This window comes from Acidovorax sp. GW101-3H11 (assembly GCF_001633105.1).
GTDB lineage: Bacteria > Pseudomonadota > Gammaproteobacteria > Burkholderiales > Burkholderiaceae_C > Acidovorax.
This window is the reverse complement of the sequence record NZ_LUKZ01000020.1, coordinates 39,830-64,284: the sequence shown is the minus strand read 5'-3', so window position 1 is coordinate 64,284 and position 24,455 is coordinate 39,830. Positions and strand designations below refer to the sequence as shown.

Sequence of the window (24,455 nt, the reverse complement as noted above, 5' to 3'; positions counted from 1 at the left end):
AACGGTCAGGCGTTCAGAGTGTCGCCGATGACGCCCTTGCGCAGCAGGAAGTTGCCCCAGGGCTGGCGCTCGCCAGTGACGACGATCGCATAGGCCTTTTTGACGCGCTCGTAGAACGCAAAACGCTCCACGCCTTCGGCCTGCGCGCTGGCCACGCCCTCGCGCGCCAGCACGTCCATGGTTTCGCGCTGCAGGGCTGAGCGGTACGGCACCTCGGTGCCACCCACCTGCATGTAGGCCACGGGGTGCGGCACATCCTGCGCCAGGGGCAGCACGCTGGCCACCGCTTGCACGGCGCGCGCCATGCCAATGCCGGGCAGGCGCAGCACGGGCTTGCCCGCGCCCAGGCTCATGGCGGTGAAGTTGGCGTCGGCCAGCACGATGGCGTCGTCGTGGCCCATCTCGGCCAGCACCTTGAGCAGGTCGGGGGTCAGCAGGGGATCAATGTTCTTCAGCATGGGGGCGTTTCAGGCAAGGCATTCGGCGGGCAGATCGGACGCGGCCATGGCCCCCGTCATCACCGCCACGGTGTCGCTCATGCTGATTTTTTTCGGGTTGACCACCGCAGCGCGTTTGCCCAGGCGGGCGATGTGGATGCGGTCGGCAATCTCGAACACATGGGGCATGTTGTGGCTGATGAGGATCACGGGCAGGCCCTTGTCGCGCACGCGGCGGATGAGCTCCAGCACCATGTTGCCCTCCTTCACACCCAGGGCGGCAGTGGGCTCGTCCATGATGACCACGTGGCGCGCAAACGCTGCTGCACGCGCCACGGCCACGCACTGGCGCTGGCCGCCCGACAGGGTCTCCACCGCCTGCGTCATGGAGCGGATGCCCACCTTCAGCTCGGCCATGCGGGCCACGCTTTCTTCGAGCATTTTCTTTTTGTCGAGCATGCGCAGTGCAGTGCCCAAGAGGCCCGGGCGACGCAGCTCGCGGCCCAGGAACAGGTTCTCGGCAATGGTCATCGCGGGGGCCACGGCCAGGTCCTGGTACACGGTTTCGATGCCCGCACGGCGCGCCTCGATGGGGCTCTTGAACTGGATGCGCTGGCCGTCGAGCAGGATCTCGCCTTCGTCCGGCACGGTGGCGCCGGACAGCGCCTTGATGAGGCTGGATTTGCCCGCACCGTTGTCACCGATCACGGCCAGGATTTCGCCCGCGCGCAGCTCAAAGTCGGCGCCATCGAGTGCGGTGACTTGGCCGTAGCGCTTGACCAGACCCTTGGCCTGCATGACCAGCGGAACGTTCGTAGTCTGGGTGGAAGTGGTCATGGTCAACGCACTCCTTTGCGCGAGAGTTGGTCGGTGGCCACGGCCAGGATCACGAGGATGCCGGTGACGAGGATCTGGTACACCGACGACACGCCCATGAGCGTGAGCCCGTTGCGGAACACGCCCACAATCAGCGCCCCCACCAACGTGCCCAGAATGACGCCGCGCCCGCCAAACAGGCTGGTGCCGCCCAGCACCACAGCGCTGATGGCGTCGAGATTCTCCGTCTGCCCCGCGTTCGGGTCGCCCGCGCCGGTGCGGGCCACCGACAGCAGCGACGCAATGCCGTAGAACAGGCCGGCCAGCACATACACGCCCAGCAGCACCTTGTCGGTGGCAATGCCGGTGAGGCGCGTGGCTTCGGGGCTGTTGCCCACGGCGTACACGTGGCGGCCCGGCGCAGTCTCGCGCAGCGCAAACCACGTGACGAGGTACAGGGCCAGCATGAGCACTGCGCCCCACACGATGGCGGTCTGGCCCAACTGGAAGGTGTTGCCCAGTGCGGTCATGCCAGCGGGGATGTCGGTGATGGTCTGCGCGCCCGAGTACAGCTGCGTGGCCGCAAACGCGATGTTGAGCGTACCCAGCGTCACGATGAAGGGCGGCAGCTTGATCTTGGTGACAAGCAGTCCGTTGATCAGGCCGAACAGCATGGTCACGGCCATGCCGCAGGCAATCGCCACGGGGGCCGAGAGGCCGTAGTCCGCCGCCATCTTGGTCATCACGATGCCGCCCAGCGCCATGACCATGCCACACGACAGATCAATGCCCGCGGTGAGGATGACCAGCGTCTGGCCAATGGCGATCACCGCCACCACCATGACCTGTTGCAGGATGAGCGCGAAGTTCTGCGCCGACAGGAAACGTTCGCTCTGCGTGGCAAAAAAGGCGCACGCCAGGATCAGCGCGATGAACGGCCCCAGCGTGGCCAGCGGCGGTAGTTTGGAAGCGGTCGAGGACATGGCGGCTCCGTGCGGGTGGATGAGGTGACTCTCAGAGAGAAGGCGTTTTTTCAGAGCTGCTCGCAAAACTCAGCGAAGCGGTTCTGACTAGGCGCTGCGTCGCAGGCAGTACGGTAGTACGACAAGACGCAGCAACGACGCCAGAAGAGCTTTGAGAGCGGCTCCTACTTGGCGCCCCAGCACAGGTCGGTGCCGGTCTTCACATCCTTGCTGTCCACGCCCGCCATGGGCTTGGCAGCAATCAGCGTCACGCCGGTGTCGGTGTAGCCGCTGACCTTCTTGCCGGTCTTGGCGTATTCCACGCCCGCCGCCACGCCCATCGCGGCCATGCGCAGCGGGTACTGCTGGCTGGTGGCGGCGATCACGCCCTTGCCCACATCGGCAATGCCTGCGCAGCCGCCGTCCACCGACACGATGAGCACGTTCTTCTCCTTGCCTGCAGCCTTGAGCGCGTTGTAGGCACCGGCGGCAGCGGGCTCGTTGATGGTGTAGACGATGTTGATGTCGGGGTTCTTCTGCAGGCAGTTTTCCATGCCGGTCTGGCCCTTGGCGCGGTCGCCAAAGCTGTCGGCCATGCAGACCACTTCGGCGGGGCGCGAGAGCTCATTGCTCTTGGCATCGTTGGCCTGCAGGCCAAAGCCCTTCAGAAAGCCGTTGTGCCGCTGAGCACCCACCGGGTGGCCAGGGAACAGGTCCAGCGTGGCAATCACGGGCTTCTTGCCCGCAGCGGCGGCCTTGGCGTACTGGCCGATCAGCTCGCCTGCCTTGTAGTTGTCGGTGGCAAACAGGGCGTCCGTCGCATCCATGGGCTCGGTGGGGCTGTCGAGCGCAATCACCATCACGCCCTTGGCCTGCGCCTTCTTGATGGCGGGCACGATGGCCTTGGCGTCGCTGGGGGTGATGAGGATGGTCTTGGCGCCTGCGGCGATCAGGTTCTCCATGGCCGTGACCTGGCCCGCGTTGTCGCCGTCGGTCTTGCCTGCAGCCGACACCAGCTTGGCGCCCAGCTTCTTGGCCTCGGCCGTGGCGCCCTCTTTCATCTTCACGAAGAAGGGGTTGGTCTCGGTCTTGGTGATGAGGCCGATGACGGGCTCGGACGTTTGTGCCTGGGCCAGGCCACAGGCCAGGGCGCCGGTGAGGGCAAGGGCAGAAAGCGCGAAAGCGGGGGTGCGTTGCATGGCGTTGTCTCCAGGTGTTGGGATGGCAGATTCCTGTCGGCCCCGCGCTGCGCGGCTGGCAGGTGAACCACTCTTGTCGGGTGGATGGGATCGAACTATAGTGGCCGACAAGTTAATAAATCAAGTGGATTTACTTATGGTTTTCCCTATCCAAACCGCCGACTCCATCCCCGCCAACACCGCACCGCCGCTGCGGGTGGCCACGGCGGGCGAGGCCCTGTTTGACCTGATCGAAGAGCCCGATGGCCGCCTCCAGCCCTGCGCGGGCGGCGCGGTGTACAACCTCACGCGAGCGCTGGGTTTGCAAGGGGTGGGCACGCTGTACCTCAACCCGCTGTCGGGCGACCTGCTGGGGCGGCAACTGGCGCGCGGCTTGCACGATGCGGGCGTGGCCTTGGCCGCCCCCACGCCGGTGCGTGCACCCAGCGCGCTGGCGCTGGCCGCACTGGATGCCGAGGGCAAGGCCAGCTACAGCTTCTACCGCGACGGCGTGGCCGACCGCCAGGTGACGGCCGCCGCGCTGACGGCCGCATGCTCCGCGCTGCCCGAGCTGCAGGTGGTGGCCACAGGCTGCCTGGCGCTGGTGGCGCAGGACGCCGCCCTCTACCTGCCGTGGCTGGCAGCGCAGCGCGCAGCGGGCCGCATGGTGGTGGTGGACGCCAACCTGCGCCTGTCGGCCGTGGACGACGCCGACGCCTACCGCGCCAATGTGATGGCCGCCCTGCAGCACGCCCACCTCATCAAGGTGAGCGACGATGACCTGGAGGCGCTGGCCATTCCAGGCGCCAACGCGCTGGAGCGCGCCCACTTCCTGCAGCAGCAGACCCAGGCGCAATGGCTGGCCCTGACCCTGGGGCCGAACGGCGCCTGGCTGCTGCAGCGTGATGGGCTCGCCGTGCATGCGCGCGAAGAAGCACCGATCACAGTGGTGGACACGGTGGGGGCAGGCGATTGCTTTCTGGCGGGGTTGATCACCGCCTGGCTGGCGGGGCCCGAGCGTGGCGAAGATGCACTGGCACTGCGCGCGGGAGGCCTGACGGCGCCCGTCACCGAAGCCCGGCTGCGCGCCGTGCTGCACCACGCGCTGGCCAGTGCCAGCCACTGCGTGGAGCGGGCGGGCTGCACGCCGCCTCGCTACGAAGAAGTGCGCGAAAGGCTGTCGCTGCGGCGCGCGGCCACCACCCGCTAGCGCTTATTCAGCCGGTTTGGCTGCCGGTTTGCGGGCCCGGCTGCGGGGGCGAGCGACCGGCGCCTTGGCAGGTGCGGCGCCTTCTGCCTCTGCGGCAGAGGCCTCGGGCGCGGCGGCGGGGGACTCGGCATTTGCCGCGTCGCCTGCATCCCCGCCAGCACGCGCACCGCGCGCACGGGGCGCGGCGGCCTTGCGGGGGCTGGCGCCTGCCTTTGCGCCATCTCCACTGCGCGCGCGGCTGCGGCGAGGGGTGGAGGCTTCGGGGCTGTCGGCCTCAGTGGATGCACCGCTTTCCAGCGTGTTCTCCCCCTCTTCCACGTCGGCGCGCAGCTCTTGTTGCGGTGTGGTGTCGATCACCGGCTCTGGGGCCACGGGCTGACTGAAGTAGCGGCTGGCCGGGCGCTCAACGGGAGCATCGGCCTCCTCGGCCTCAAAGTGTTCGTTGCGCTGCGCAGGGCGCGTTTCTGCACGATCTGCACGGTCCGAGCCCTCACCGCGACGCCCTCTGTTGCGGCTCGATGGGCCCGGCCCTTCACCGTTGTCTGAACGCAGATCAGGCGCCGTTGCCACCGCATGGAAGTCATGCCGCGTGGCCCCGCCCTGGCTGGTGCGCTCACTGGGGCGCTCACCTGCTCCTTCAGGCCGCGCGGGCGCTGCTACTGCGGTCGGCCCACCATGGCTACGGTACACATATGCGCCCGACTTTTCATCGCGCCCAAACTCCAGCAGCCCGCGTGCCTGCGCTTCTTCCAGCAAATTGCCAAAGGTACGGAAGCCATAACGACCTTCGCTGAAATCGGGCTTGCGGCGCTTGATGGCCTCCTTGAGCACCGAGGCCCAGATCTTGCCGGTGTCGCCCCGCTCCAGCAGCAGGGCTTCAAACGTTTCGGCGGCCAGCTCCACGCCCTGGGTGCGGCGCGCGTCCTGGCTCTCCTTGCGGCTGCGTTCTTCTTCGGGGCTGCGGCGGGGCGCGGGTGCCGGGTTGCTGCCCGGGCTCTGGCGGCGGGCCTGGGCGCGCTGGTTTTCGCGCACCAGGTCGTCATAGAAGATGAACTCGTCGCAGTTGGCGATCAGCAGGTCGGACGTGGACTGCTTCACGCCCACGCCGATCACCTGCTTGTTGTTCTCGCGCAGCTTGGAGACGAGTGGCGAAAAGTCCGAGTCGCCGCTGATGATGACGAAGGTGTTGACATGCGACTTGGTGTAGCAGAGGTCCAGCGCGTCCACCACCAGGCGGATGTCGGCCGAATTTTTGCCGGACTGGCGCACATGCGGGATTTCGATCAGCTCGAAATTCGCCTCATGCATCGTGGCCTTGAAGCCCTTGTAGCGCTCCCAGTCGCAATAGGCCTTCTTGACCACGATGGAGCCCTTGAGCAGCAGGCGCTCCAGGATGGGCTTGATGTCGAACTTTTCATACTGCGCATCGCGCACGCCCAGGGCGACATTTTCAAAGTCGCAAAACAGGGCCATGCTGATGCTGTCGGAGGGGGATGCCATATCGTGTGTGAGTTCCGTTCAATGCTGCGGATCATCACACGGAACGGGCAATACCCCTCCCCAGGGTCGGCTTCACACCGGCTTGGCAAGCCCCAGCTTTTCGACCAGCGCCTTCTCGCGCGTGAAGGTGTCCTGCGCAAACTTCTTGTACGCCGCCGTGCTCATGTACATCGGCACCATGTCGTAGCGAGCCAGTGCGGTCTTGTAGCTGTCCTGCTCCATGGCCTGTTTGAACGCATCGTGCAGGCGCTTGACCACCGCGTCGGGCGTGCCTTTGGGGGCGCCAATGCCAAACGGCGAGTTCTGCACCAGGTTCAGGCCCAGCTCCTTGAGCGTGGGCGCATCGGGGAACTTGGTCAGACGCTCGGCGCCCCAGGTGTTGAGCACGCGCAGCTTGCCCGCCTCGACCTGCGGGGCAAAACCGGTGGAGTCGGCCGCGGCCATGATCTGGCCGCCCAGGATGGACTGCATCAGGTCGGCGCTGCCCTTGTAGGGCACATGCAGCAGTTCCAGGCCCAGCTGCTGGGCAATCAGCTCCATCGTCAGGTGCGGGCTTGTCATGGTGCCGGTGGAGCCATAACTGAGCTTGCCCGGGTTGGCCTTGGCCCACGCCACGAAGTGGGTCCAGGTCTTGAGCGGCGAGTCGGCGGGCACCACCAGGCCAAACGCATAGCCGGTGACGTTGAGCACGTAGCTGATGTCCTTCACCGGGTCCCAGTTGATCTTGGTGGTGTAGGGCAGGCGGAACACGCCCAGCGGGATCTGCGCCACGGTGTAGCCGTCGGCAGGCACGGTTTGCAGCGCCTGCGCAGGCAAAGTGCCGCCCGCGCCGGGCTTGTTTTCGACGATCACGGGCTGGCCCAAGATCTTGCTCGCGTTGTCGGCCAGCGCACGCATGGTGATGTCGGTGGGGCCACCGGCCGGGAAGGCGATGATCAGCTTGATGGGCTTGTTGGGAAAGCTCTGGGCCTGAGCCAGGAATGCGGGGGCGGCCAGGCTGGCGGCTCCCCATTGGATGATCTGGCGACGTTGCATGGCGGGCTCCTGAAAAGCAAAAACAAGGACCCCGCTATTGGACTGCAGGCCGCGCGACGAGGGTATGCGGAAACCCCCTAGCCGATGTCGCCAAGGCGCCAGCGCGCAGCGCCACAGGGGATACGGCTCACGCTTTGTAGGTCGAGAGCAGGATGCTGGTCTCGGTGTTGCCAATGCCGGGCGTGAGCCGGATGCGGCCCAGTGCCGCGTCAAACGCCTCCAGGCTCTCGGCGCGCACCTCGGCCACGATGTCCCAGCGGCCGTTGGTGGTGTGCAGCGTGCCCACCGTGGGCTCGCCGCGCAGCGCGCGGATCACGGCGGGGGCGGCGTTGCCCTCCACCGCAATGCTCATCCAGGCGCGGATGCGCTGGGGCTCGGAGTCAGGCCGCAGGCGCACGGTGTAGCCGGTGATGACACCGCTCTCCTCCATCTTGTGCAGGCGGTTTTGCACCGTGCCGCGCGACACCCGCAGCTTTTGCGCCAACGTTGCCACGGGGGTGCGGGCGTCGGCACGCAGGATGCTGATGATTTCGCGGTCGGTGTCGTCGAGCTTGGTCATAGTGGGCCTTGAACTTGGCATATCGGCAAATTTCAGCGCATTTTGGACAATCCTGACGCTATTGAATAGCTCTGACTGTTCAGAAAATTGGGCCTTCTTCGCTTCCAGCGCCCCTTGCTCGCAACAAACGGCTCCACCATGCCCTCTTCCATCCAAGCCCCCAGCGCCGTCGTGATGGTGCGCCCCCACCACTTTCACCCCAACCCTGAAACCGCCGGAGACAACAGCTTTCAGGCGCACACCACCGGCCTGACCGCCGAAGACACCGCACGCCACGCCTTTGCCGAAGTCACCGCCGCCGCTGCGGCGCTTCAGGCCACCGGGGTGCGCGTGCACCTGTTTGACGACCGGGGCGAACGCCACACGCCCGATGCGGTGTTCCCCAACAACTGGTTCTCCACCCACGCGGGTGGGCATGTGGCGATCTACCCCATGTACGCCAGGAGCCGGCGGCGAGAGCGGCGCAGCGATGTCATCGAGTTGCTCAAGGCCGAGTACCGCGTGCAGGACGTGATCGACTACTCCGGCCTGGAGGCCGATGGCATGTTCCTCGAAGGCACGGGCGCGATGGTGCTCGACCACATCCACCGCATTGCCTACACCGCGCAATCCAACCGCGCCGACCCCATGGCGCTGGAGCGGTTTTGCACCCACTTCAACTACGAGCCCATGGCCTTTGTCACGGCCGATGCCGAAGGGCGGCCCTGCTACCACACCAACGTGATGCTGTGCGTGGGCACCGACTTTGCACTGGGCGGCTTCGACCTGATCACCGACCCCGCGCGGCGCCACGCCGTGCGCGCACGGCTGCGCGAAACGGGGCGGGAGCTGGTGGAGCTGAGCCCCTGGCAGATCAGCGAATTTGCAGGCAATGCGCTGGAGCTGCAGGGCACACAAGGCCGGGTGCTGGCGCTGTCAGCGCGCGCAGCCGCCAGCCTGTCGCCCGCCCAAAGGACCGTGATCGAGCGCAGCGCCAAGCTGCTGCCGCTGGCCGTGCCCACCATCGAGCTGGCGGGTGGGTCGGTGCGCTGCATGCTGGCGGGTATCCACCTGGCACGGCGTGACATTTTTCAAGCAAAAAATGCCGTTACCGCCTGATGGCCATGCCTTTATAGCTATGCATTCAATAGCAAACCGCATCTACCTGGCAGAAGGCGGCGCCACATCCAGCCGCGCATCGCAGCCAATCCCCGATGCAATCCAGCGCCGCGCCAGCGCCGACATCGCACGCACCGCCCAGGGCTGGGTGAGTCCCGTCACGCCGCCCGGGTCGGCCACCATGCCACACCAGTAGCGCTGGTCCGCATCGCTCCAGCGCAGGGCCACACAAGCGCCCTTGCGGCGGCGCGAGACCAGCACGCCCAGCGGACAGGGCTCGGCCAGGCAACACAGGCCGCAGCCGTTGCAGGGCGCGCCTTCAGCAGGCTTGGGCGGCGCTTCGGGGTGCAGCCAGACCACGGTGGGTCGGTCAGAAGGTGGTGTTGGCATGGACGACGGGCAAAGTGCAACGCGGCCACTGCGCCGCACAAGCACCGCTGCATTGTGCGGCCAGCGCGCCTCGGCGCGCTCCGAGAGCGCACGGCCGATGCGTCCGCCCAGCATGCAGCGCCACCCGCAGGACAGCGGCCTGCCCCTGCCCTTGCGCCAGCAAAAAAGCCCCTGCCACGATGGCAGCAGGGGCTGAACCGGCCGAAGGGCCGGGGAGGGAGACCAGCAATGAGAGAGTCGAAATGCGGACTCAGCAGCCCAGGGGGCGGTTGGGCCGCATGGGCACGATGCCGCTCACACGCAGCGTGGCGCCGGAGCCATCCGAGGCGGTGAGCGTCTTGCCGGTGAACCGCACCTGATCGCTCTCGCGCACCACGGCGGTGTCCGTTGCTTCGCCGCTGCCGTATTCCTTGCCATCAAAGGTCAGGAACACCTGGTGCAGGCTTGTGGCATCGGGGCGGTAGCGGATGTCGCCAAAGGCCGTGGCGGACGAGCCCACCTTGTTGGCGCCGTCAAAGCGGAAGGTGCACAGCTCTGGCGTGGAGCCGATGGGGTTCTTCTTGTCCACCTCGGTGAGGTTGAGCGCGCCGTTACCGTACACGCCGTTCAGCCCGTCGAGGGTGGCATTGCTCACCGTGAGCACACCGGGTTCATTGCTGGGTGTCGGGTCGTCGTCATTGCCGCCGCCGCAGGCGACCAGCAACACGGAGGTGGCCGCAAGAGCGGTACAGGTCTTGAGGAAATGGAGCGTATTCATGGCGATGGGCGTCCTTGGAGGTGGATGGAAAGTGGGGAGCGAATCCCCTGCAACCCATCGTAGGAAGCCCATGCCGCACACCGCGTGCGCCATGTTCCGCGCTGCGCGTAGGACAGGGGCCGACGGGGCTGTGCGCCCGTCGCCCCCGCCCCCGCCCAACTCAGCGCGCCAGCACCGGCGCCAGCGCCTTGCCCGTGTGGGTGCCTGCCGCCACCACTTCTTCGGGCGTGGCAGCAGCCACAATGCGGCCCCCAGCGTTACCGCCTTCCGGCCCCAGGTCCAGGATCCAGTCGGCCTCGGCGATCACGTCCAGGTCGTGTTCGATCACGATCACGCTGTGGCCCCCATCGACCAGGCGGTGCAGCACGCGGATGAGCTTGTCCACATCGGCCATGTGCAGGCCCACCGTGGGCTCGTCCAGCACATACAGCGTGTGGGGCGCCTTCTGGCCCCGGCGGCCCACTTCGTCGCGCACCTTGGTCAGCTCGGTCACCAGCTTGATGCGCTGCGCCTCGCCACCGCTGAGCGTGGGCGAGGGTTGCCCCAGCGTGAGGTAGCCCAGGCCCACATCTTTCAGCAGTTGCAGCGGGTGCGCGATGCTGGGCATGCTGGCGAAGAAGTCCACGGCCTCGTCCACCTCCATCTGCAGCACGTCGCCGATGCTCTTGCCGCGCCAGGTCACGGCCAGCGTTTCGGGGTTGAAGCGCGCGCCGTGGCAGGTCTCGCAGGGCACCTTCACATCGGGCAGAAAGCTCATCTCGATGGTGCGTACGCCCGCGCCCTCGCAGCTCGCGCAGCGGCCTTCGCCGGTGTTGAAGCTGAAGCGCCCGGCCGCGTAGCCACGCGCCTTGGCCTCCAGCGTTTCGGCAAACAGCTTGCGGATGGTGTCCCAGAAGCCGATGTAGGTGGCGGGACAGGAACGCGGTGTTTTGCCGATGGGCGTCTGGTCCACTTCGAGCACGCGGTCGATGCTCTCGAAGCCCGACAGGCCCGTGCAACCGACCAGCGGCGGCGCCTTGCCCGCGTCCATGGCATCGCGCCCGGCCTTGGTACTGCGCTGCTGCACCCAGGCCTGCACGTTGGCCAGCAGCACATCGCGCGCCAGGGTGGACTTGCCCGATCCGCTCACGCCCGTCACCGCCACCAGGCGGTGCAGCGGCACGGTGGCCGTCACGTTCTGCAGGTTGTGCAGCTGCGCGCCGTGCACGGTGAGCCAGCGCATGGCGGCGCGCTCTTTGGCCTCGGTGAGTGCATCGGTCGCCAGCGCGGCGGCCTGGGCGGCACGCTTCTTCACGGCCGCGCTTTGGCGGCCGGTGGGCGCGGCGGCTTCGGCCTGCGCGAAGGCGGCCGTGGCTTCGGCGCTCACCTCGCCCGCCACCATGCTGCGGCGCAGCTGCAGCGGGTGCTTCATCGCGTGCAGCAGGTAGCGGCCGGTTTGCGAATCTGGGGCGCCCGTGATGTCGGCCACGCTGCCCTGCGCCACCAGGCGCCCGCCGCGTTTGCCCGCGCTCGGGCCAATGTCGATGATGTGGTCGGCGCGGCGGATGGTGTCTTCATCATGCTCCACCACCACCAGCGTGTTGCCCTTGTCGCCCAGCTTGTGCAGGGCATTGAGCAGGATCTGGTTGTCCCGCGCATGCAGGCCAATGGTGGGCTCATCGAGCACGTAGCACACGCCCTGCAGGTTGCTGCCCAGCTGCGCGGCCAGGCGAATGCGCTGGGCCTCGCCACCGCTGAGCGTGGGCGCGCCCCGGTCGAGCGTGAGGTAGCCCAGGCCCACTTCTTCGAGGAATTCGAGGCGGCTCTGGATCTCGGGCACCAGGTCGCGGGCGATGTCGGCCTCGCGGGCTGTCATGCCACCTTCCACGCGCAGCGTCTCCACCCAGCGGCGCACGTCGGTCACCGACAACGCGGCAATGTCGGTGATGCCCACACCCGCAAACTGCACCGCGCGGGCCGTGGCGTTCAGGCGGGTGCCGCTGCAACTCGGGCAGGCGGTGTCGGCCAGGTCTTCCACCTCGGGCTCGGCAAAGGTCTGCTCGCGGCCTTTTTCCTTGTCGTCCTGCACCGAGTCGTCAAACACCTTGCGCTGGTCCTTGGTGAGCTTGACGCCCGTGCCCACGCAGTCGGGGCACCAGCCGTGTTTGCTGTTGTAGCTGAACAGGCGTGGGTCCAGCTCGGCATAACTCGTGGCGCACACGGGGCAGGCGCGCTTGGTGGAGAACGCCTGCAGCTGGCCGATGCCCGCCGTGGGCAGGCCGCCTTCCATGGCTTCGCGCAGGCCCGTGATGCCTGAGAGAACATGCACCACGCCCTTGCCGTGCGTGAGTGCGTCGGCCAGCGCGGTGCGCAGTGCGGCTTCGTTCTCGGGCGACACATCGAGGCTGGCCACGGGCAGCTCGATGGTGTGTTCCTTGAAGCGGTCGATGCGCGGAAAACCCGTGGTGGGCAAGAAGTTGCCGTCCACCCGCAGGTGCGTGTAGCCGCGCGGGCGGGCCCAGTCGGCCAGCTCGGTGTAGACGCCCTTGCGGTTCATCACCAGCGGGGCGAGCAGGCCGATGTGCTGGCCACGGAACTGGGTGAGCAGCTGCGCGGCAATACTCTCGGGCGTTTGTGGCTGTACGGCGGCACCGTCTTTCACGCAATGCTGTGTGCCGAGCTTGACGTACAGCAGGCGCAGAAAGTGCCACACCTCGGTGGTGGTGCCCACGGTGGACTTGCGCCCGCCGCGCGAGAGGCGCTGCTCGATGGCCACGGTGGGCGGAATGCCGTACACCGCATCCACCTCGGGCCGCCCCGCCGGTTGCACGATGCTGCGGGCATAGGCGTTAAGCGATTCGAGGTAACGCCGCTGGCCTTCGTTGAACAAAATGTCGAACGCCAGCGTGGACTTGCCCGAGCCGCTCACGCCGGTCACCACGTTGAACTTGCCGCGCGGAATGTCCACGCTCAGGTTCTTGAGGTTGTGTTCCTTGGCGTTGACGATTTCAATGGCATTTTTGGCCTCCTGCGCGCGTCCTTCTTGCCCAAGCAGCTCCTTTTTTCGTAGCACAGCAGCTTTTTCGTGCACCGAGTGGCCGCCCACGCCCAGCGCCAGTTCGTAGTCGCGCAGTGCCTGCCCGGTGTGCGAGGTGGCATGCGCCCGCACATCTTCGGGTGTGCCCTCGGCCACGATCAGGCCGCCTGCATAGCCACCTTCGGGCCCCAGGTCGATGAGCCAGTCGCTTGCGCGGATCACGTCCAGATTGTGTTCGATGACGATGAGCGAGTGCCCTGCATCGATGAGCTTGCGCAGCGCGCGCATGAGCTTGGCGATGTCGTCAAAGTGCAGGCCGGTGGTGGGCTCGTCGAACAGGAACAGCGTGCCCTTGCGCGCCACGGCCTGGCGCGATTTGGCGGCCGTTTTGGCGGCTTCGGCCAGGAAGCCCGCCAGCTTGAGCCGTTGTGCTTCGCCACCTGACAGGGTCGGCACGGGCTGGCCCAGCGCCACGTATTCGAGCCCCACGTCCACGATGGGCTGCAGCGCGCGGATCACGTCGCGGTCGTTCGCAAACAGGGTGGCAGCCTCGGCCACCGTGAGGGCCAGCACGTCGGCCACGTTGAGGCTTCGCCCGCCGCGTTCAATCGTGATCTCCAGGATCTCGGGCCGGTAGCGCTTGCCGTCGCAGTCCGGGCAGCGCAGGTACACGTCCGACAGGAACTGCATCTCCACATGCTCGAAGCCCGAGCCACCGCAGGTCGGGCAGCGCCCGTCGCCACTGTTGAAGCTGAACTTGGCGGCGGTGTAGCTGCGCTGTTTGGACAGCGGCGCCACGGCAAACAGCTCGCGGATGCTGTCCCACGCGCCCACATAGCTCACGGGGTTGGAGCGCGCGGTCTTGCCGATGGGCGACTGGTCCACGAACACCACGTCCGACAGGTGGTCGGCGCCCAGCATGCGGTCGTGCGCGCCGGGCGTGTCGGTGGCCTTGCCAAAGTGGCGCAGCAGCGCGGGGGCGAGCACGTCCTGGATCAGGCTCGACTTGCCCGAGCCGCTCACGCCCGTCACGGTGACCAGGCGCTGCAGCGGGAACTCGACGGACACGTTCTGCAGGTTGTGCTCGCGCGCGCCTTCGAGGATGAGGCGCGGCGTCGATTCGGTCACCATGCGCTTGAAGCCAAAACCCACATGCTTGCGGCCGCCCAGGTAGGCGCCGGTGAGCGTGTCGGCACTGCGCAGGTCGGCCGTGGTGCCGTCGAACACGATCTGCCCGCCCAGGCTGCCCGGCCCCGGGCCCATGTCGATCATGCGGTCGGCCGCGAGCATGACGGCCGGGTCGTGCTCCACCACCACCAGGGTGTTGCCCGCATCGCGCAGGCGCAGCATGGCCTCGGTGATGCGGTGCATGTCGCGCGGGTGCAGGCCGATGCTGGGCTCATCCAGCACGAAGAGCGTGTTGACCAGGCTGGTGCCTAAAGCGGTGGTGAGGTTGATGCGCTGCACCTCACCGCCACTCAGCGTGCGGCTTTGGCGGTCCAGCGTGAGGTAGCCAATGCCCACGTCGCACAGGTATTTGAGGCGCGTGGTGATTTCTTCGTGCAACAACTTGAGCGCCTGGGCGTCGCCGCCCTTGGCGTCGTCACCCACGGGCAATTGCATGCGGTCAAAGAACCGGCGCAGCCGGTCGATGGGCAGCAGCATCAGGTCGTGCAGGCACAGGCCGGGCAAGGCATCCAGCTGCTCGCGGCTCCATTGCACGCCCTCGGGCAGGAAGCGCTTGCCGGGCTCCAGCACCGCGTCGGCGTCTTCCTTGCGGCCAATGCGCCAGAGCAGGCTTTCGGTCTTAAGGCGTGCGCCCGCGCAGGTGGGGCATGGCGTGTAGCTGCGGTACTTGGACAAGAGCACGCGGATGTGCATCTTGTAGGCCTTGCTCTCCAGGTACTCGAAGAAGCGCTTGATGCCGTACCACTGCTTGCTCCACTGCCCATCCTTGTAGCCGGGCGTGCCGCCGATGACCCACTTTTTCTGGTCGTCGGTGAGCTTGTACCAGGGCGTGTCGCGCGGAATGCCTGCGGCCTCGGCGTGGCGCATGAGGTCGTCCTGCGCCTCTTGCCACGCGGGGGTCTGGATGGTCTTGATGGCACCCGCGCGCAGCGTGAGCTTGTCGTTGGGGATGACAAGGCCGTAGTCCACGCCGATCACGCGGCCAAAGCCCCGGCAGCTGTCACACGCGCCCACGGCGGAGTTGAACGAGAACATCGACGGGATGGGGTCGCTGTAGCGCAGGTCGCTGTCCGGGCAATGCAGGCCGGTTGAAAAGCGCCACAGTTCCGGCTCGCCCTCATCCACCAGGCGGTACACATTCAGCCGCCCCGTGCCACGCTTGAGTGCCACCTCAATCGCCTCGATCACCCGCGCCTTCTCGGCATTGCCCAGGCGGAAGCGGTCGGCCACCACGTCCAGGACCTTGCGCGGGCCGGTGGGCGTGGCCACTTCGCGCTCGGCCTGCACCTTGGTGAAGCCGCTGGCGGACAGCCATTGCTCGACCTGCTCGGCCGAGGTGTTGGCAGGCAGCTCGACCGGGAAGGTCAGCACGATGCGCGGGTCGCCCGCTGCGGCGCTGCGCTGCTGCAGCTCGGCATAGATGGTCTCCGGCGAGTCGTGCCGCACCGGCTGCGCGGTCTGCTTGTCAAACAACTGGCCAGCACGTGCAAACAGCAGCTTCAGGTGATCGTTCAGCTCCGTCATCGTGCCCACGGTGGATCGGCTGGAGCGCACCGGGTTGGTCTGGTCGATGGCGATGGCGGGGGGTACGCCTTCGACCTTGTCCACGGCCGGTTTGTCCATGCGGTCCAGAAACTGGCGCGCGTAGGCGCTGAAGGTTTCCACATACCGGCGCTGGCCCTCGGCGTACAGCGTGTCAAACACCAGGCTGGACTTGCCTGAGCCGCTCGGGCCCGTCACCACCGTGAGTTCGCCGGTGCGGATGTCCAGGTCCAGGTTCTTGAGGTTGTGCTGGCGTGCGCCACGGATACGGATCTGTCCCTGGGTCATGGAGGCGGTCTTTCTGGGGTGAGGCGGAACATTCTAGGGACGCACCCCCGATTTGCGCCTGCGCCTGCCGATTACCCCCGAGGCGCGCTGCGGTGCTTTTGACCGTGGACAAAGCAGGGGCCATGGGGCAGCGGCTAGGGAAAAGCGGGTGTTCTGGCCGGAAACATCGGTTTAGACTGCGGCGTCCACACAAAACAAGAGGAGACCGCCATGACAAAACAATGGCAACTGAGGGCGGCGGGCATGGTCCTGGCGCTGGCAGCCAGTGCCGCCAGCCATGCCCAGATCCTGATCGGCCAGACCGCAGGCTTCACTGGCCAGGTCGCCGCCGGGGTGAAGGAGACCACCGACGGCGCGCTGCTGTACATCGACGCCATCAATGCCAAGGGCGGCGTCAATGGCCAGAAGATCGAGCTGATCTCCCTGGATGACAAGTTCGACCCCAAGCTGGCGGCCGAAAACGCGCGCACGCTGATCGAGGACAAGAACGTCTCCGCCCTGTTCCTCAACCGGGGCACCCCCCACACCGAGGCCATCCTGCCGCTGCTGGACAAACACGGCGTGGCGCTGGTGGCGCCCTCCACCGGGGCCATGGTGCTGCACCAGCCGGTGCGCAAATACATCTTCAATGTGCGCGCCACCTACCAGCGCGAGGCCGAAAAGGCGATCACCCACCTGGCATCGATGGGCATCACCCGCGTGGCACTGGTGTATGCGGACGACAGCTTTGGCGCCGACGGCATCCAGGGCGCACAGAAGGGCCTGACGGCCGCCAAGCTGACCGCCGTGGTGTCCGAAAAATTTGACCGAGCCAAACCCGACTTCGCCCCCATTGCCGCCAAGGTGGCCAAGGCCGATGCGCAGGCGGTGTTGATGGTGGCCTCGGGCTCTGCGGTGGTGGATGCCACCAACGCCCTGCGCACGGCGGGCTCGGCCGCGCAGATCGTGACGCTGTCCAACAATGCCTCCAGCGGCTTCATCAAGAGCCTGGGGGCCAACGCCCGGGGCGTGATCGTGACCCAGGTGTTCCCCAACGAGCGCGCCGTGACCTACCCGATGGTGAAGGAAGCCCAGGAGCTTGCCAAGACCAAGGGGCTCACCGAAATCAGCCCCGCCATGCTGGAGGGCTTTGCCGCAGCCAAGGTGCTGGTCGAAGGCCTCAAGCGCGCAGGCCCCAAGCCCACCCGCGAGAAGATACAGACCGCGCTGGAGAGCATCAAGAAGCTGGACCTGGGCGGGCTGGAGGTGAACTTCAGCCCCGAAGACCATACCGGGCTGGATTTTGCCGACCTGGCCATCATTGGCACGGACGGGCGCTTCCGCCGCTGAGCGCCCGAGCACCCGGCCTACGCGTTTTTACAGTTGTCCTGCGCAAGGGCGTCCCTACACTCGGGCGCTCCATATGCAGGAGACAACCCCATGAAGAAGACTGGCCTGGCCGGCGCGCTCTGCGCCCTGGCTGCCGCCCTGGGCATCGGTTCCGCCCACTCCCAGATCCTGATTGGCCAGACGGTCGGCATCACCGGCTCGGCCGCCGCCACGGTGGCCGAATCCATGCAGGGCGCGGCCCTCTACATCGACCACGTCAATGCCAAAGGCGGCGTGGGCGGCCAGAAGGTCGAAGTGGTTTCGCTGGACGACAGGTTCGACCCCAAACTCACGCTGCAGAACACCAAGACGCTGATCGAGGAAAAAGGCGTGATCGGCCTGTTCATGACACGCGGCACGCCCCACACGCAGGGCATCATGCCACTGCTGGAGCAACACGGCGTGCCGCTGGTCGGCCCCTCCACCGGGGCCATGGTGCTGCACCAGCCCGTGCCCAAATACATCTTCAACGTGCGGGCCCCTTACCAGCGCGAGGTGGAAAAGGCCATCACCCACCTCAACACCCTGGGCATCAAGCGCATTGGTGTCGTGCATGTGGACGACACCTTTGGTGCCGATGGCCTCGCGGGTGCGCAATCCGGCTTCAAGGCCAACCAGCTGGACGCCCTTTTCATCGAGAAATTTGACCGCGCCAAGCCCGACTACAGCGCTATCGCACCCCGGGTAGCACAAAAGCAGCCGCAGGCCGTGGTCTTCATTGGCACCGGTGCGGCGGTGGTGGACGGCATCAAGGCACTGCGTGCTGCAGGGGTCAACGGGCAGATCGTCACGCTGTCCAACAACGCTTCGGGTGGCTTCGTGAAACTGCTGGGCGACCAGGCACGGGGCGTGGTGGTCACGCAGGTGTTTCCGTCGGAACGCTCGCTCAACTACCCCGTGGTCAAGGAGGCGATGCAGCTGGCGCGGGCCAGGAACATGACCGACCTCACCCCCGCCATGGTGGAGGGTTTTGTGAGCGCCAAGGTCCTGGTGGAGGGCCTCAAGCGCGCGGGGCCCAAGCCGGACCGCGCCAAGCTGCACGCCGGGCTGGAGAGCATCAAGAAATGGGACCTGGGCGGGGTGGAGCTGAGCTACAGCCCCGCCGACCACAGCGGCCTGGAGTTTGCCGATCTCTCCATCATTGGCAGTGACGGCCGCTTCAAACGCTAGTGTTCCGAGTTGGAGGGTCGTTGAAGAATGAAATCTGTCGAAATCGCTGCCAGGCTAGGCGCAAAGCGCAGCCATGCCGGGTGGCATGGCGAGCATTTGCAACGACGCATGGCGGGGATTGTCGGGAGATTTATTCGACGAATTTCTAACTCGGGACACTAGGCCGCAAAGGCCCTGAACGCTGCGGCTTGACAGCGGCAGCACAAAAAGAGAAAGCCCGGGGCCAACGCACCGGGCTTTTTGGTTGTGAGACACCGCCGGTGGCCAAGAGCCCCAGCGGGCGCCCGATCACCAGGCTGAACGCTTACTGGGCGCTGGCCGGAGCGGCAGGTGCCGAAGCGGGGGCGGCCACAGGCGCGGGCCCGGCGGCACTGGCGGGGGCTTCTGGCGCGTGCACGGCATCTGCGCCGTGTTTTTCACCGCCCATGTCGGCCTTGTCGCCCGCCACGATGATCACGTACATCGACAGCGCTGCAAACAGAACGAAGCCAACAACAATCTTCCACATAAAAAATCTCCTTGGGTCCTAGGGAATGGGTTTGTTCAATCAAGGGGCCTGCTCAGGCGCAGGGTTATCGGTTGTACTGGTGCGTGGCACAAGCCCCTTGATGGAACACAGGGCCCGCCCCTTGCGGGTTGGGCCCTGCACACCGGTCGGTGCCGACCGGCAACCCGCAGGGTCACCGGTCGGGCATCACGATCAGTCGTTGGCGTAGATGTCCACGTCCTTGGTTTCCTTGATGAACAGGCCGCCGATCACCACCGTGGCTGCGGCGATGATGATGGGGTACCACAGGCCGTTGTACATGTTGCCGGTCTGGGCCACGATGGCGAATGCCGTGGTGGGCAGCAGGCCGCCGAACCAGCCGTTACCGATGTGGTACGGCAGGGACATGGACGTGTAGCGGATGCGGGTGGGGAACATTTCGACCAGCATGGCGGCGATGGGGCCGTACACCATGGTCACCAGCAGCACCAGGTAGACCAGGATCGCTGTGACCATGACCTTGTCGATGCGGGCAGGGTCTGCCTTGGTGGGGTAGCCAGCAGCCTTGAGCGCATCGGCCACGGCCTTCTTGAACTCGCCGTCCTTCTTCTTGGCTTCGTCAGCGGGCAGGCCCTTGCTGCTGTAGCCGGTGATGGCGGTCTCGCCGATCTTGATCACAGCAGGCGTGCCGGCTGCACCAGGCGCGTTTTCATAGCTCACCGAAGCGCCAGCCAGCACCTGCTTGGCGATGTCGCACGAGCTGGTGAACTTGACGGTGCCCGTGGGGTTGAACTGGAACGAGCACTCGTTGGCATCTGCCACCACCACGACCTTGTTCTTGGCCTGGGCTTCCGCCAGGGCGGGGTTGGCCGCCTTGGTAAGTGCGCCGAACACGGGGAAGTAGGTCAGTGCGGCCAGCAGGCAGCCTGCCAGGATGATGGGCTTGCGGCCGATCTTGTCGGACAGCGAACCGAACACGATGAAGAAGGGCGTACCGATCAGCAGCGACACAGCCACCAGGATGTTGGCCGTCGCGCCATCCACCTTCAGCGCCTGCGTCAGGAAGAACAGGGCATAGAACTGGCCCGAGTACCACACCACAGCCTGGCCAGCCGTCAGGCCCACCAGCGCCAGGATCACGATCTTCAGGTTCTTCCACTCGCCGAAGGATTCCTTCAGAGGCGCCTTGGAGGTCTTGCCTTCGGCCTTCATCTTCTGGAAGGCAGGCGATTCGTTCATGGCCAGGCGGATCCACACCGAGATGGCCAGCAGCACGATGGACACGATGAACGGAACGCGCCAGCCCCAGTCGGCAAAGGCTTCTTCGCCCACGATGGTGCGGGTGCCCAGGATCACCATCAGCGACAGGAACAGGCCCAGCGTGGCGGTGGTCTGGATCCAGGCGGTGTAGGCGCCACGGCGGCCGTGCGGGGCATGCTCGGCCACGTAGGTGGCAGCGCCGCCGTACTCACCACCCAGGGCCAGGCCCTGCAGCAGGCGCAGCACGATCAGGATGATGGGAGCGGCCACACCAATCGACGCGTAGGTCGGCAGGATACCCACGATGAACGTGGACAGGCCCATGATCAGGATGGTGACCAGGAAGGTGTACTTGCGGCCGATCATGTCGCCCAGGCGGCCGAAGAAGATGGCGCCGAAGGGGCGGACGATGAAGCCCGCCGCAAATGCCAGCAGCGCGAAGATGAACGCCGAGCCGGAGTCCAGCCCGCTGAAGAACTGCTTGGCGATGATGGCTGCGAGCGAGCCGTAGAGGTAGAAGTCGTACCACTCAAAAACGGTGCCGAGCGATGACGCGAAGATGACCTTGCGCTCTTCGGGCGACATCGGCCGCGGTGCGGGATGGACTGTAGCCATGGTGAATGTCTCCTGTTGGTTATTCAGACCGCACTGCGGCGGGCTGCACGGATTCTTCAGGACAGCACTGACCACGCTCTGACGCGAAACCAACACGAGCTTTCATCAAACTGACCGCTCTCTGACAATTTAGGGTGAAACCCGCAGCACCCCTTTCAGCATCCGGAAACGGCTCAGGACTTCGCGGGTAAACCCGATGGAAGCTGGCTGACAGCATTCCAGCCCGGGCCATCAAACCATGCATCTCCATCGAGGTAGGCACGCAGCATGGGCAGGCTGTCGAGCCCCCAGAAAATCTTGCCGTCCACAGCAAACGCAGGCACGCCAAACACGCCTGCGGCCTGCGCGGCCTCGGTGTTGGCGCGCAGCAGCGACTTGGGGCCGTCGCTGCTCGCGTCTTGCCCCGGACGGATCTGATCGGCCAGATCGGCCGCCAGTGCGGCCAGGCGCTCGGCGTCCAGCGCATCATGCCCGCCCTGCCACACATGGCGCAGCACAGTGCCTGCCACATAGCGGTTGATGGCGCCGTCGTCGCTGCAGGCCAGCGCCTGGCGCAGCAGCGGCAGCGGGTTGAACGGATGGCGCGCGGGCATTTGCAGCGGCGTGCCCTGTGCGTGGCCCAGCCAGGTCACGTGGCGATAGGTCCAGTCGCGTTTGGGCGCAATGCCCGCCGGGCCAGGGTTGGCGTGCTGCTGCAGCAGCGCGCCCAGCAGCACAGGCTGGTAGGCCACGCTGTAGCTCAGGCCCTCCAGCACCTCGGGCAGGCGCTCGAACGCGAGCCAGGCATAGGGCGAGACAAAGTCCAGGTAGAAGGTGATGTGCTTCATGTCAGCTCTCCATGTCATTGCACGGCGAGCCACCGTGCACACAACGGGCGTGGCCCGGGCGAGGGCCGCCGCTCGGCCGCTCAGGGGGGTGCCTCATGGCCGATGCCTGCGCGGCCCAGCAGCTGCTCCCAGATGCCCCGGCGCAGGCTGCCATCGGCGCGCGACCAGAGGCGGATCTCGTCCAGCGTGCGAAAGCAGCCTTCGCAGTGGCTGCGGTCGGGCGACATGCGGCACACCGAGATGCAGGGCGAAGGCACAGGCTCGGCATTTTCATGGTCAAAATGGCCTTCTTCGCGCAACTGCATTGCTTTTGCAGCTATCAAATCAATAGCATTCATGCGGCTACCGGGGCCTGGACCACATCCACCACCGGGGCGCCCGTCAGGCGCTGCAGGTCGCTGGGGTGCAGCGCAAACACGCCATGCGGGTGCCCTGCGGCCGCCCACACCACCTCAAAGCGCAGCAGGTCCTGGTCGATGAGCGTGACGGGCGGCGTGGCGTGCGCCACGGGCGAAACGCCGCCGATGGAAAAACCCGTGCGGCTTTTCACGAAGTCGGCATCGGCGCGGCCGATCTTGCCGCCCACATGGGCCTCGACCTTTTTCTCGTCCACGCGGCGGTCGCCCGAGGTGACCACCAGCACGGCCACATCGTCGCTCTTGCGGCGAAAGATGATGCTTTTCGCAATCTGCCCCACGGCAATGCCCAGCGCATCGGCGGCCTGCTGCGCGGTGCGCGCGGCGTCGTCCAGCATCTGCGGGCGGTGGGGGTGGCCCAGGGATTCGAGCGCCGCAGCCACGCGCTGCACGCCCTCGGGCAGGGTTTTCAGTTCAGCTCCACACACGGTTGTTTTCTCCTGCGCCCGGCGGGTTCACCCGGCGCGTTTGGTGAGCAGCGCATTGGCTGCCCGGGAATTGGGTTTGCGGCCGAGAAAATCGCTGATGTACGCGCCCGCATCAATGAGCTTATCAAGGTCAACGCCCGTCTCGATGCCCATGCCCTGCAGCATGTACACCACGTCCTCGGTCGCCACATTGCCCGTGGCGCCCTTGGCATAGGGGCAGCCACCCAGCCCGGCCACGGACGACTGGTAGTTCCACACGCCCAGCTCCAGCGCGGCCAGCGTGTTGGACAGCGCCTGGCCGTAGGTGTCATGGAAGTGGCCCGACACCTCGTCGATGCCGAAGTGCTGCAGCGTCGCCTCGATGGCGCGCTGCACCTTGCGTGGCGTGCCCACGCCGATGGTGTCGGCCACGTCCACGCGCTGCACGCCAATGCCCTTGAGCAGGCCCGCGAGGTACGCCACGCGCTCGGGCGCGATGTCACCCTCGTACGGGCAGCCCACGGTGCAGCTCATGGCACCCCGCACGCGGATGCCAGCGGCCAGCGCGGCCTGCACCACGGGCGCAAAACGCTCAATGCTCTCGACAATGCTGCAGTTGATGTTGCGCTGGCTGAAGGCCTCGCTGGCGGAGCCGAAGACGACGATCTCGTCGGGCTTGTCGAGCACCGCCGCTTCAAAACCTTTGAGATTGGGCGTGAGCACCGAATACGCCACGCCGCTCTGGCGGGTGATACCGGCCATGACCTCGTGGTTGTCGGCCATCTGCGGCACCCACTTGGGCGACACATAGCTGGTGACCTCGATCTCTTTCAGGCCCGCCTGCTGCAGGCGGTGCACCAGCTCGATCTTGACGGCAGCGGGCACCGGCGTCTTTTCGTTCTGCAGGCCGTCGCGGGGGCCCACATCAATGAGGCGCACGCGGGAGGGGATGGAGAAGGTCATGGGAATCCTGATGCAAAAAAGGCGCGGGTTCAGTACCCCCGCGCCGGGTTGACAATGCCCGCCACCGCCTCGCCCCGCTGCAGCGCGGCGATCTTGCGCGCAATCTGGGCAATGCTCTCGTCGCGCAGCGTGCGCGCCGAGGTGTGCGGGGTGAGGGTGATGCGCGGCTGGCTCCAGAACGCATGGCCTGCGGGCAGCGGCTCGGTGCGGAACACGTCGAGCGTGGCGCCCGCCACCTGGCCGCTGTCGATGGCGGCCAGCAGGTCGTCGTCCACCAGGTGTGCGCCACGCGCCACGTTGATCACATAGGCGCCGGGCAGCAGGCGGGCCAGCGTGTCCTTGTTGATCACGTCGGCCGTCTCGGGCGTGAGCGGCAGCAGGTTGACCAGCACGCGGCTCGCGGCCAGGAAATCATTGAATTGGTCTGCACCGCTGAAGGCCCGCACGCCCTCGATGGCCTTGGGGCTGCGGCTCCAGCCGTTGATGGGAAAGTCGAACTGCGCCAGAGCCTTGGCCACCCGCTCGCCCAGCACGCCCAGGCCCATCACGCCGATGGGGAAGTCGCTGCGCAGGCGCGGCTTGCGGTAGCCCCAGCGGCCCGCCGCCATGTCGGCCTCGTAGCCATCGAACTCGCGGAAGTGGCGGATGACCGCGTGGCACACGTACTCGGCCATCTGCACGGCCATGCCCGCATCGTCCAGCCGCACGACCAGTGCATGGGGCGGCAAGCGCAGCTTGAGGAGCGCATCCACGCCCGCACCGATGTTGAACAGGGCCTTGAGGCCCGGTTGCTCGTCCATGAACTGCTGGGGCGGTGCCCAGACCACGGCATAGTCGGCCTGCGGCGCACCCGGCTGCCACACAGAGATCTCAGCGCCAGGCAGCGCGGCAGAAAAGCCCTGGAGCCAGGGCTCGGGCTTGGCATCGGTACAGCAAAAGGTGATTTTCATGGCGCCCAAGGGTAAC

The 24,455-nt window shown here is 66.4% G+C and carries 21 protein-coding genes; 4 read left to right on the top strand and 17 right to left on the bottom strand.

Features of this window, described 5'->3' with window-relative positions:
- Window positions 1-5: 5 nt before the first annotated feature.
- The 4 genes from A1D30_RS17200 to A1D30_RS17185 all read right to left on the bottom strand — a co-directional run bounded on the left by A1D30_RS17200 (window position 6) and on the right by A1D30_RS17185 (window position 3,414).
- The gene (locus A1D30_RS17200; RefSeq protein ID WP_063461947.1) at window positions 6-458 is read right to left on the bottom strand and encodes an RbsD/FucU domain-containing protein; all 453 of its coding nucleotides are present in this window, start codon (window positions 456-458) and stop codon (window positions 6-8) included.
- Window positions 459-467: 9 nt separating this feature from the next.
- Window positions 468-1,274 carry an ATP-binding cassette domain-containing protein gene (locus A1D30_RS17195; RefSeq protein ID WP_063461946.1) on the bottom strand — a complete coding sequence of 269 codons (807 nt, stop codon included), beginning with the start codon at window positions 1,272-1,274 and terminating at the stop codon, window positions 468-470.
- Window positions 1,275-1,276: 2 nt separating this feature from the next.
- Window positions 1,277-2,236 carry an ABC transporter permease gene (locus A1D30_RS17190; protein ID WP_063461945.1) on the bottom strand — a complete coding sequence of 320 codons (960 nt, stop codon included), beginning with the start codon at window positions 2,234-2,236 and terminating at the stop codon, window positions 1,277-1,279.
- 164 nt (window positions 2,237-2,400) lie between these two features.
- Window positions 2,401-3,414 carry a sugar ABC transporter substrate-binding protein gene (locus A1D30_RS17185; protein WP_063461944.1) on the bottom strand — a complete coding sequence of 338 codons (1,014 nt, stop codon included), beginning with the start codon at window positions 3,412-3,414 and terminating at the stop codon, window positions 2,401-2,403.
- A gap of 136 nt (window positions 3,415-3,550) precedes the next feature.
- Between A1D30_RS17185 and A1D30_RS17180 the strand changes: the two genes are divergently transcribed.
- Window positions 3,551-4,603, top strand: a complete 1,053-nt coding sequence (locus tag A1D30_RS17180) for a PfkB family carbohydrate kinase (protein ID WP_063461943.1) — start codon at window positions 3,551-3,553, stop codon at window positions 4,601-4,603.
- Between the two features lie 3 nt (window positions 4,604-4,606).
- Here A1D30_RS17180 and A1D30_RS17175 read toward each other — a convergent pair whose 3' ends face one another.
- From A1D30_RS17175 to A1D30_RS17165, 3 genes are all read right to left on the bottom strand, one after another.
- Window positions 4,607-6,103, bottom strand: a complete 1,497-nt coding sequence (locus A1D30_RS17175; RefSeq protein WP_063461942.1) for an NYN domain-containing protein — start codon at window positions 6,101-6,103, stop codon at window positions 4,607-4,609.
- 72 nt (window positions 6,104-6,175) lie between these two features.
- Entirely contained in the window at window positions 6,176-7,138 is a 963-nt protein-coding gene (locus A1D30_RS17170; protein WP_063461941.1) for a tripartite tricarboxylate transporter substrate binding protein, read from the bottom strand.
- Between the two features lie 127 nt (window positions 7,139-7,265).
- Complete coding sequence (locus tag A1D30_RS17165) at window positions 7,266-7,697, bottom strand: Lrp/AsnC family transcriptional regulator (RefSeq protein WP_056057905.1); 432 nt, start codon at window positions 7,695-7,697, stop codon at window positions 7,266-7,268.
- Window positions 7,698-7,835: 138 nt separating this feature from the next.
- Here A1D30_RS17165 and A1D30_RS17160 point away from each other — a divergent pair, with 138 nt between their 5' ends.
- Entirely contained in the window at window positions 7,836-8,795 is a 960-nt protein-coding gene (locus tag A1D30_RS17160) for an arginine deiminase-related protein (RefSeq protein WP_063461940.1), read from the top strand.
- A gap of 42 nt (window positions 8,796-8,837) precedes the next feature.
- On the opposite strand, the gene A1D30_RS17155 is transcribed toward A1D30_RS17160, so the two are convergent.
- The 3 genes from A1D30_RS17155 to uvrA all read right to left on the bottom strand — a co-directional run bounded on the left by A1D30_RS17155 (window position 8,838) and on the right by uvrA (window position 15,976).
- Window positions 8,838-9,185: a hypothetical protein gene (locus tag A1D30_RS17155; RefSeq protein WP_063461995.1), complete on the bottom strand. Its 348-nt coding sequence runs from the start codon at window positions 9,183-9,185 to the stop codon at window positions 8,838-8,840.
- 250 nt (window positions 9,186-9,435) lie between these two features.
- Window positions 9,436-9,942: a hypothetical protein gene (locus A1D30_RS17150; protein WP_063461939.1), complete on the bottom strand. Its 507-nt coding sequence runs from the start codon at window positions 9,940-9,942 to the stop codon at window positions 9,436-9,438.
- A gap of 160 nt (window positions 9,943-10,102) precedes the next feature.
- Window positions 10,103-15,976, bottom strand: a complete 5,874-nt coding sequence (uvrA, locus tag A1D30_RS17145; protein ID WP_063461938.1) for an excinuclease ABC subunit UvrA — start codon at window positions 15,974-15,976, stop codon at window positions 10,103-10,105.
- A gap of 243 nt (window positions 15,977-16,219) precedes the next feature.
- On the opposite strand from uvrA, the gene A1D30_RS17140 reads away from it, so the two are divergent.
- Together A1D30_RS17140 and A1D30_RS17135 are read left to right on the top strand one after the other, a co-directional pair.
- Window positions 16,220-17,305, top strand: a complete 1,086-nt coding sequence (locus A1D30_RS17140) for an ABC transporter substrate-binding protein (RefSeq protein ID WP_063461937.1) — start codon at window positions 16,220-16,222, stop codon at window positions 17,303-17,305.
- Between the two features lie 90 nt (window positions 17,306-17,395).
- Complete coding sequence (locus tag A1D30_RS17135) at window positions 17,396-18,514, top strand: ABC transporter substrate-binding protein (RefSeq protein WP_063461936.1); 1,119 nt, start codon at window positions 17,396-17,398, stop codon at window positions 18,512-18,514.
- A gap of 304 nt (window positions 18,515-18,818) precedes the next feature.
- Here the strand turns inward: A1D30_RS17135 and A1D30_RS17130 are convergent, their stop codons facing one another.
- From A1D30_RS17130 to A1D30_RS17100, 7 genes are all read right to left on the bottom strand, one after another.
- The gene (locus A1D30_RS17130; protein WP_063461935.1) at window positions 18,819-19,022 is read right to left on the bottom strand and encodes a hypothetical protein; all 204 of its coding nucleotides are present in this window, start codon (window positions 19,020-19,022) and stop codon (window positions 18,819-18,821) included.
- A gap of 192 nt (window positions 19,023-19,214) precedes the next feature.
- Window positions 19,215-20,876 carry an MFS transporter gene (locus tag A1D30_RS17125; protein ID WP_063461934.1) on the bottom strand — a complete coding sequence of 554 codons (1,662 nt, stop codon included), beginning with the start codon at window positions 20,874-20,876 and terminating at the stop codon, window positions 19,215-19,217.
- Between the two features lie 173 nt (window positions 20,877-21,049).
- Entirely contained in the window at window positions 21,050-21,703 is a 654-nt protein-coding gene (locus tag A1D30_RS17120; protein WP_063461933.1) for a 2-hydroxychromene-2-carboxylate isomerase, read from the bottom strand.
- Between the two features lie 80 nt (window positions 21,704-21,783).
- Window positions 21,784-22,041, bottom strand: coding sequence for a DUF1289 domain-containing protein (locus A1D30_RS17115; RefSeq protein ID WP_063461932.1), 258 nt, complete (start codon window positions 22,039-22,041; stop codon window positions 21,784-21,786).
- On the bottom strand, window positions 22,038-22,547 hold the full coding sequence (locus A1D30_RS17110) for a YbaK/EbsC family protein (RefSeq protein ID WP_063461931.1): 510 nt from the start codon (window positions 22,545-22,547) through the stop codon (window positions 22,038-22,040). Before A1D30_RS17110 ends, A1D30_RS17115 begins: the two co-directional genes overlap by 4 nt.
- A 27-nt stretch (window positions 22,548-22,574) precedes the next feature.
- Complete coding sequence (locus A1D30_RS17105; protein WP_063461930.1) at window positions 22,575-23,489, bottom strand: hydroxymethylglutaryl-CoA lyase; 915 nt, start codon at window positions 23,487-23,489, stop codon at window positions 22,575-22,577.
- 29 nt (window positions 23,490-23,518) lie between these two features.
- On the bottom strand, window positions 23,519-24,439 hold the full coding sequence (locus tag A1D30_RS17100) for a glyoxylate/hydroxypyruvate reductase A (RefSeq protein WP_063461929.1): 921 nt from the start codon (window positions 24,437-24,439) through the stop codon (window positions 23,519-23,521).
- Between the last annotated feature and the right edge of the window lie 16 nt (window positions 24,440-24,455).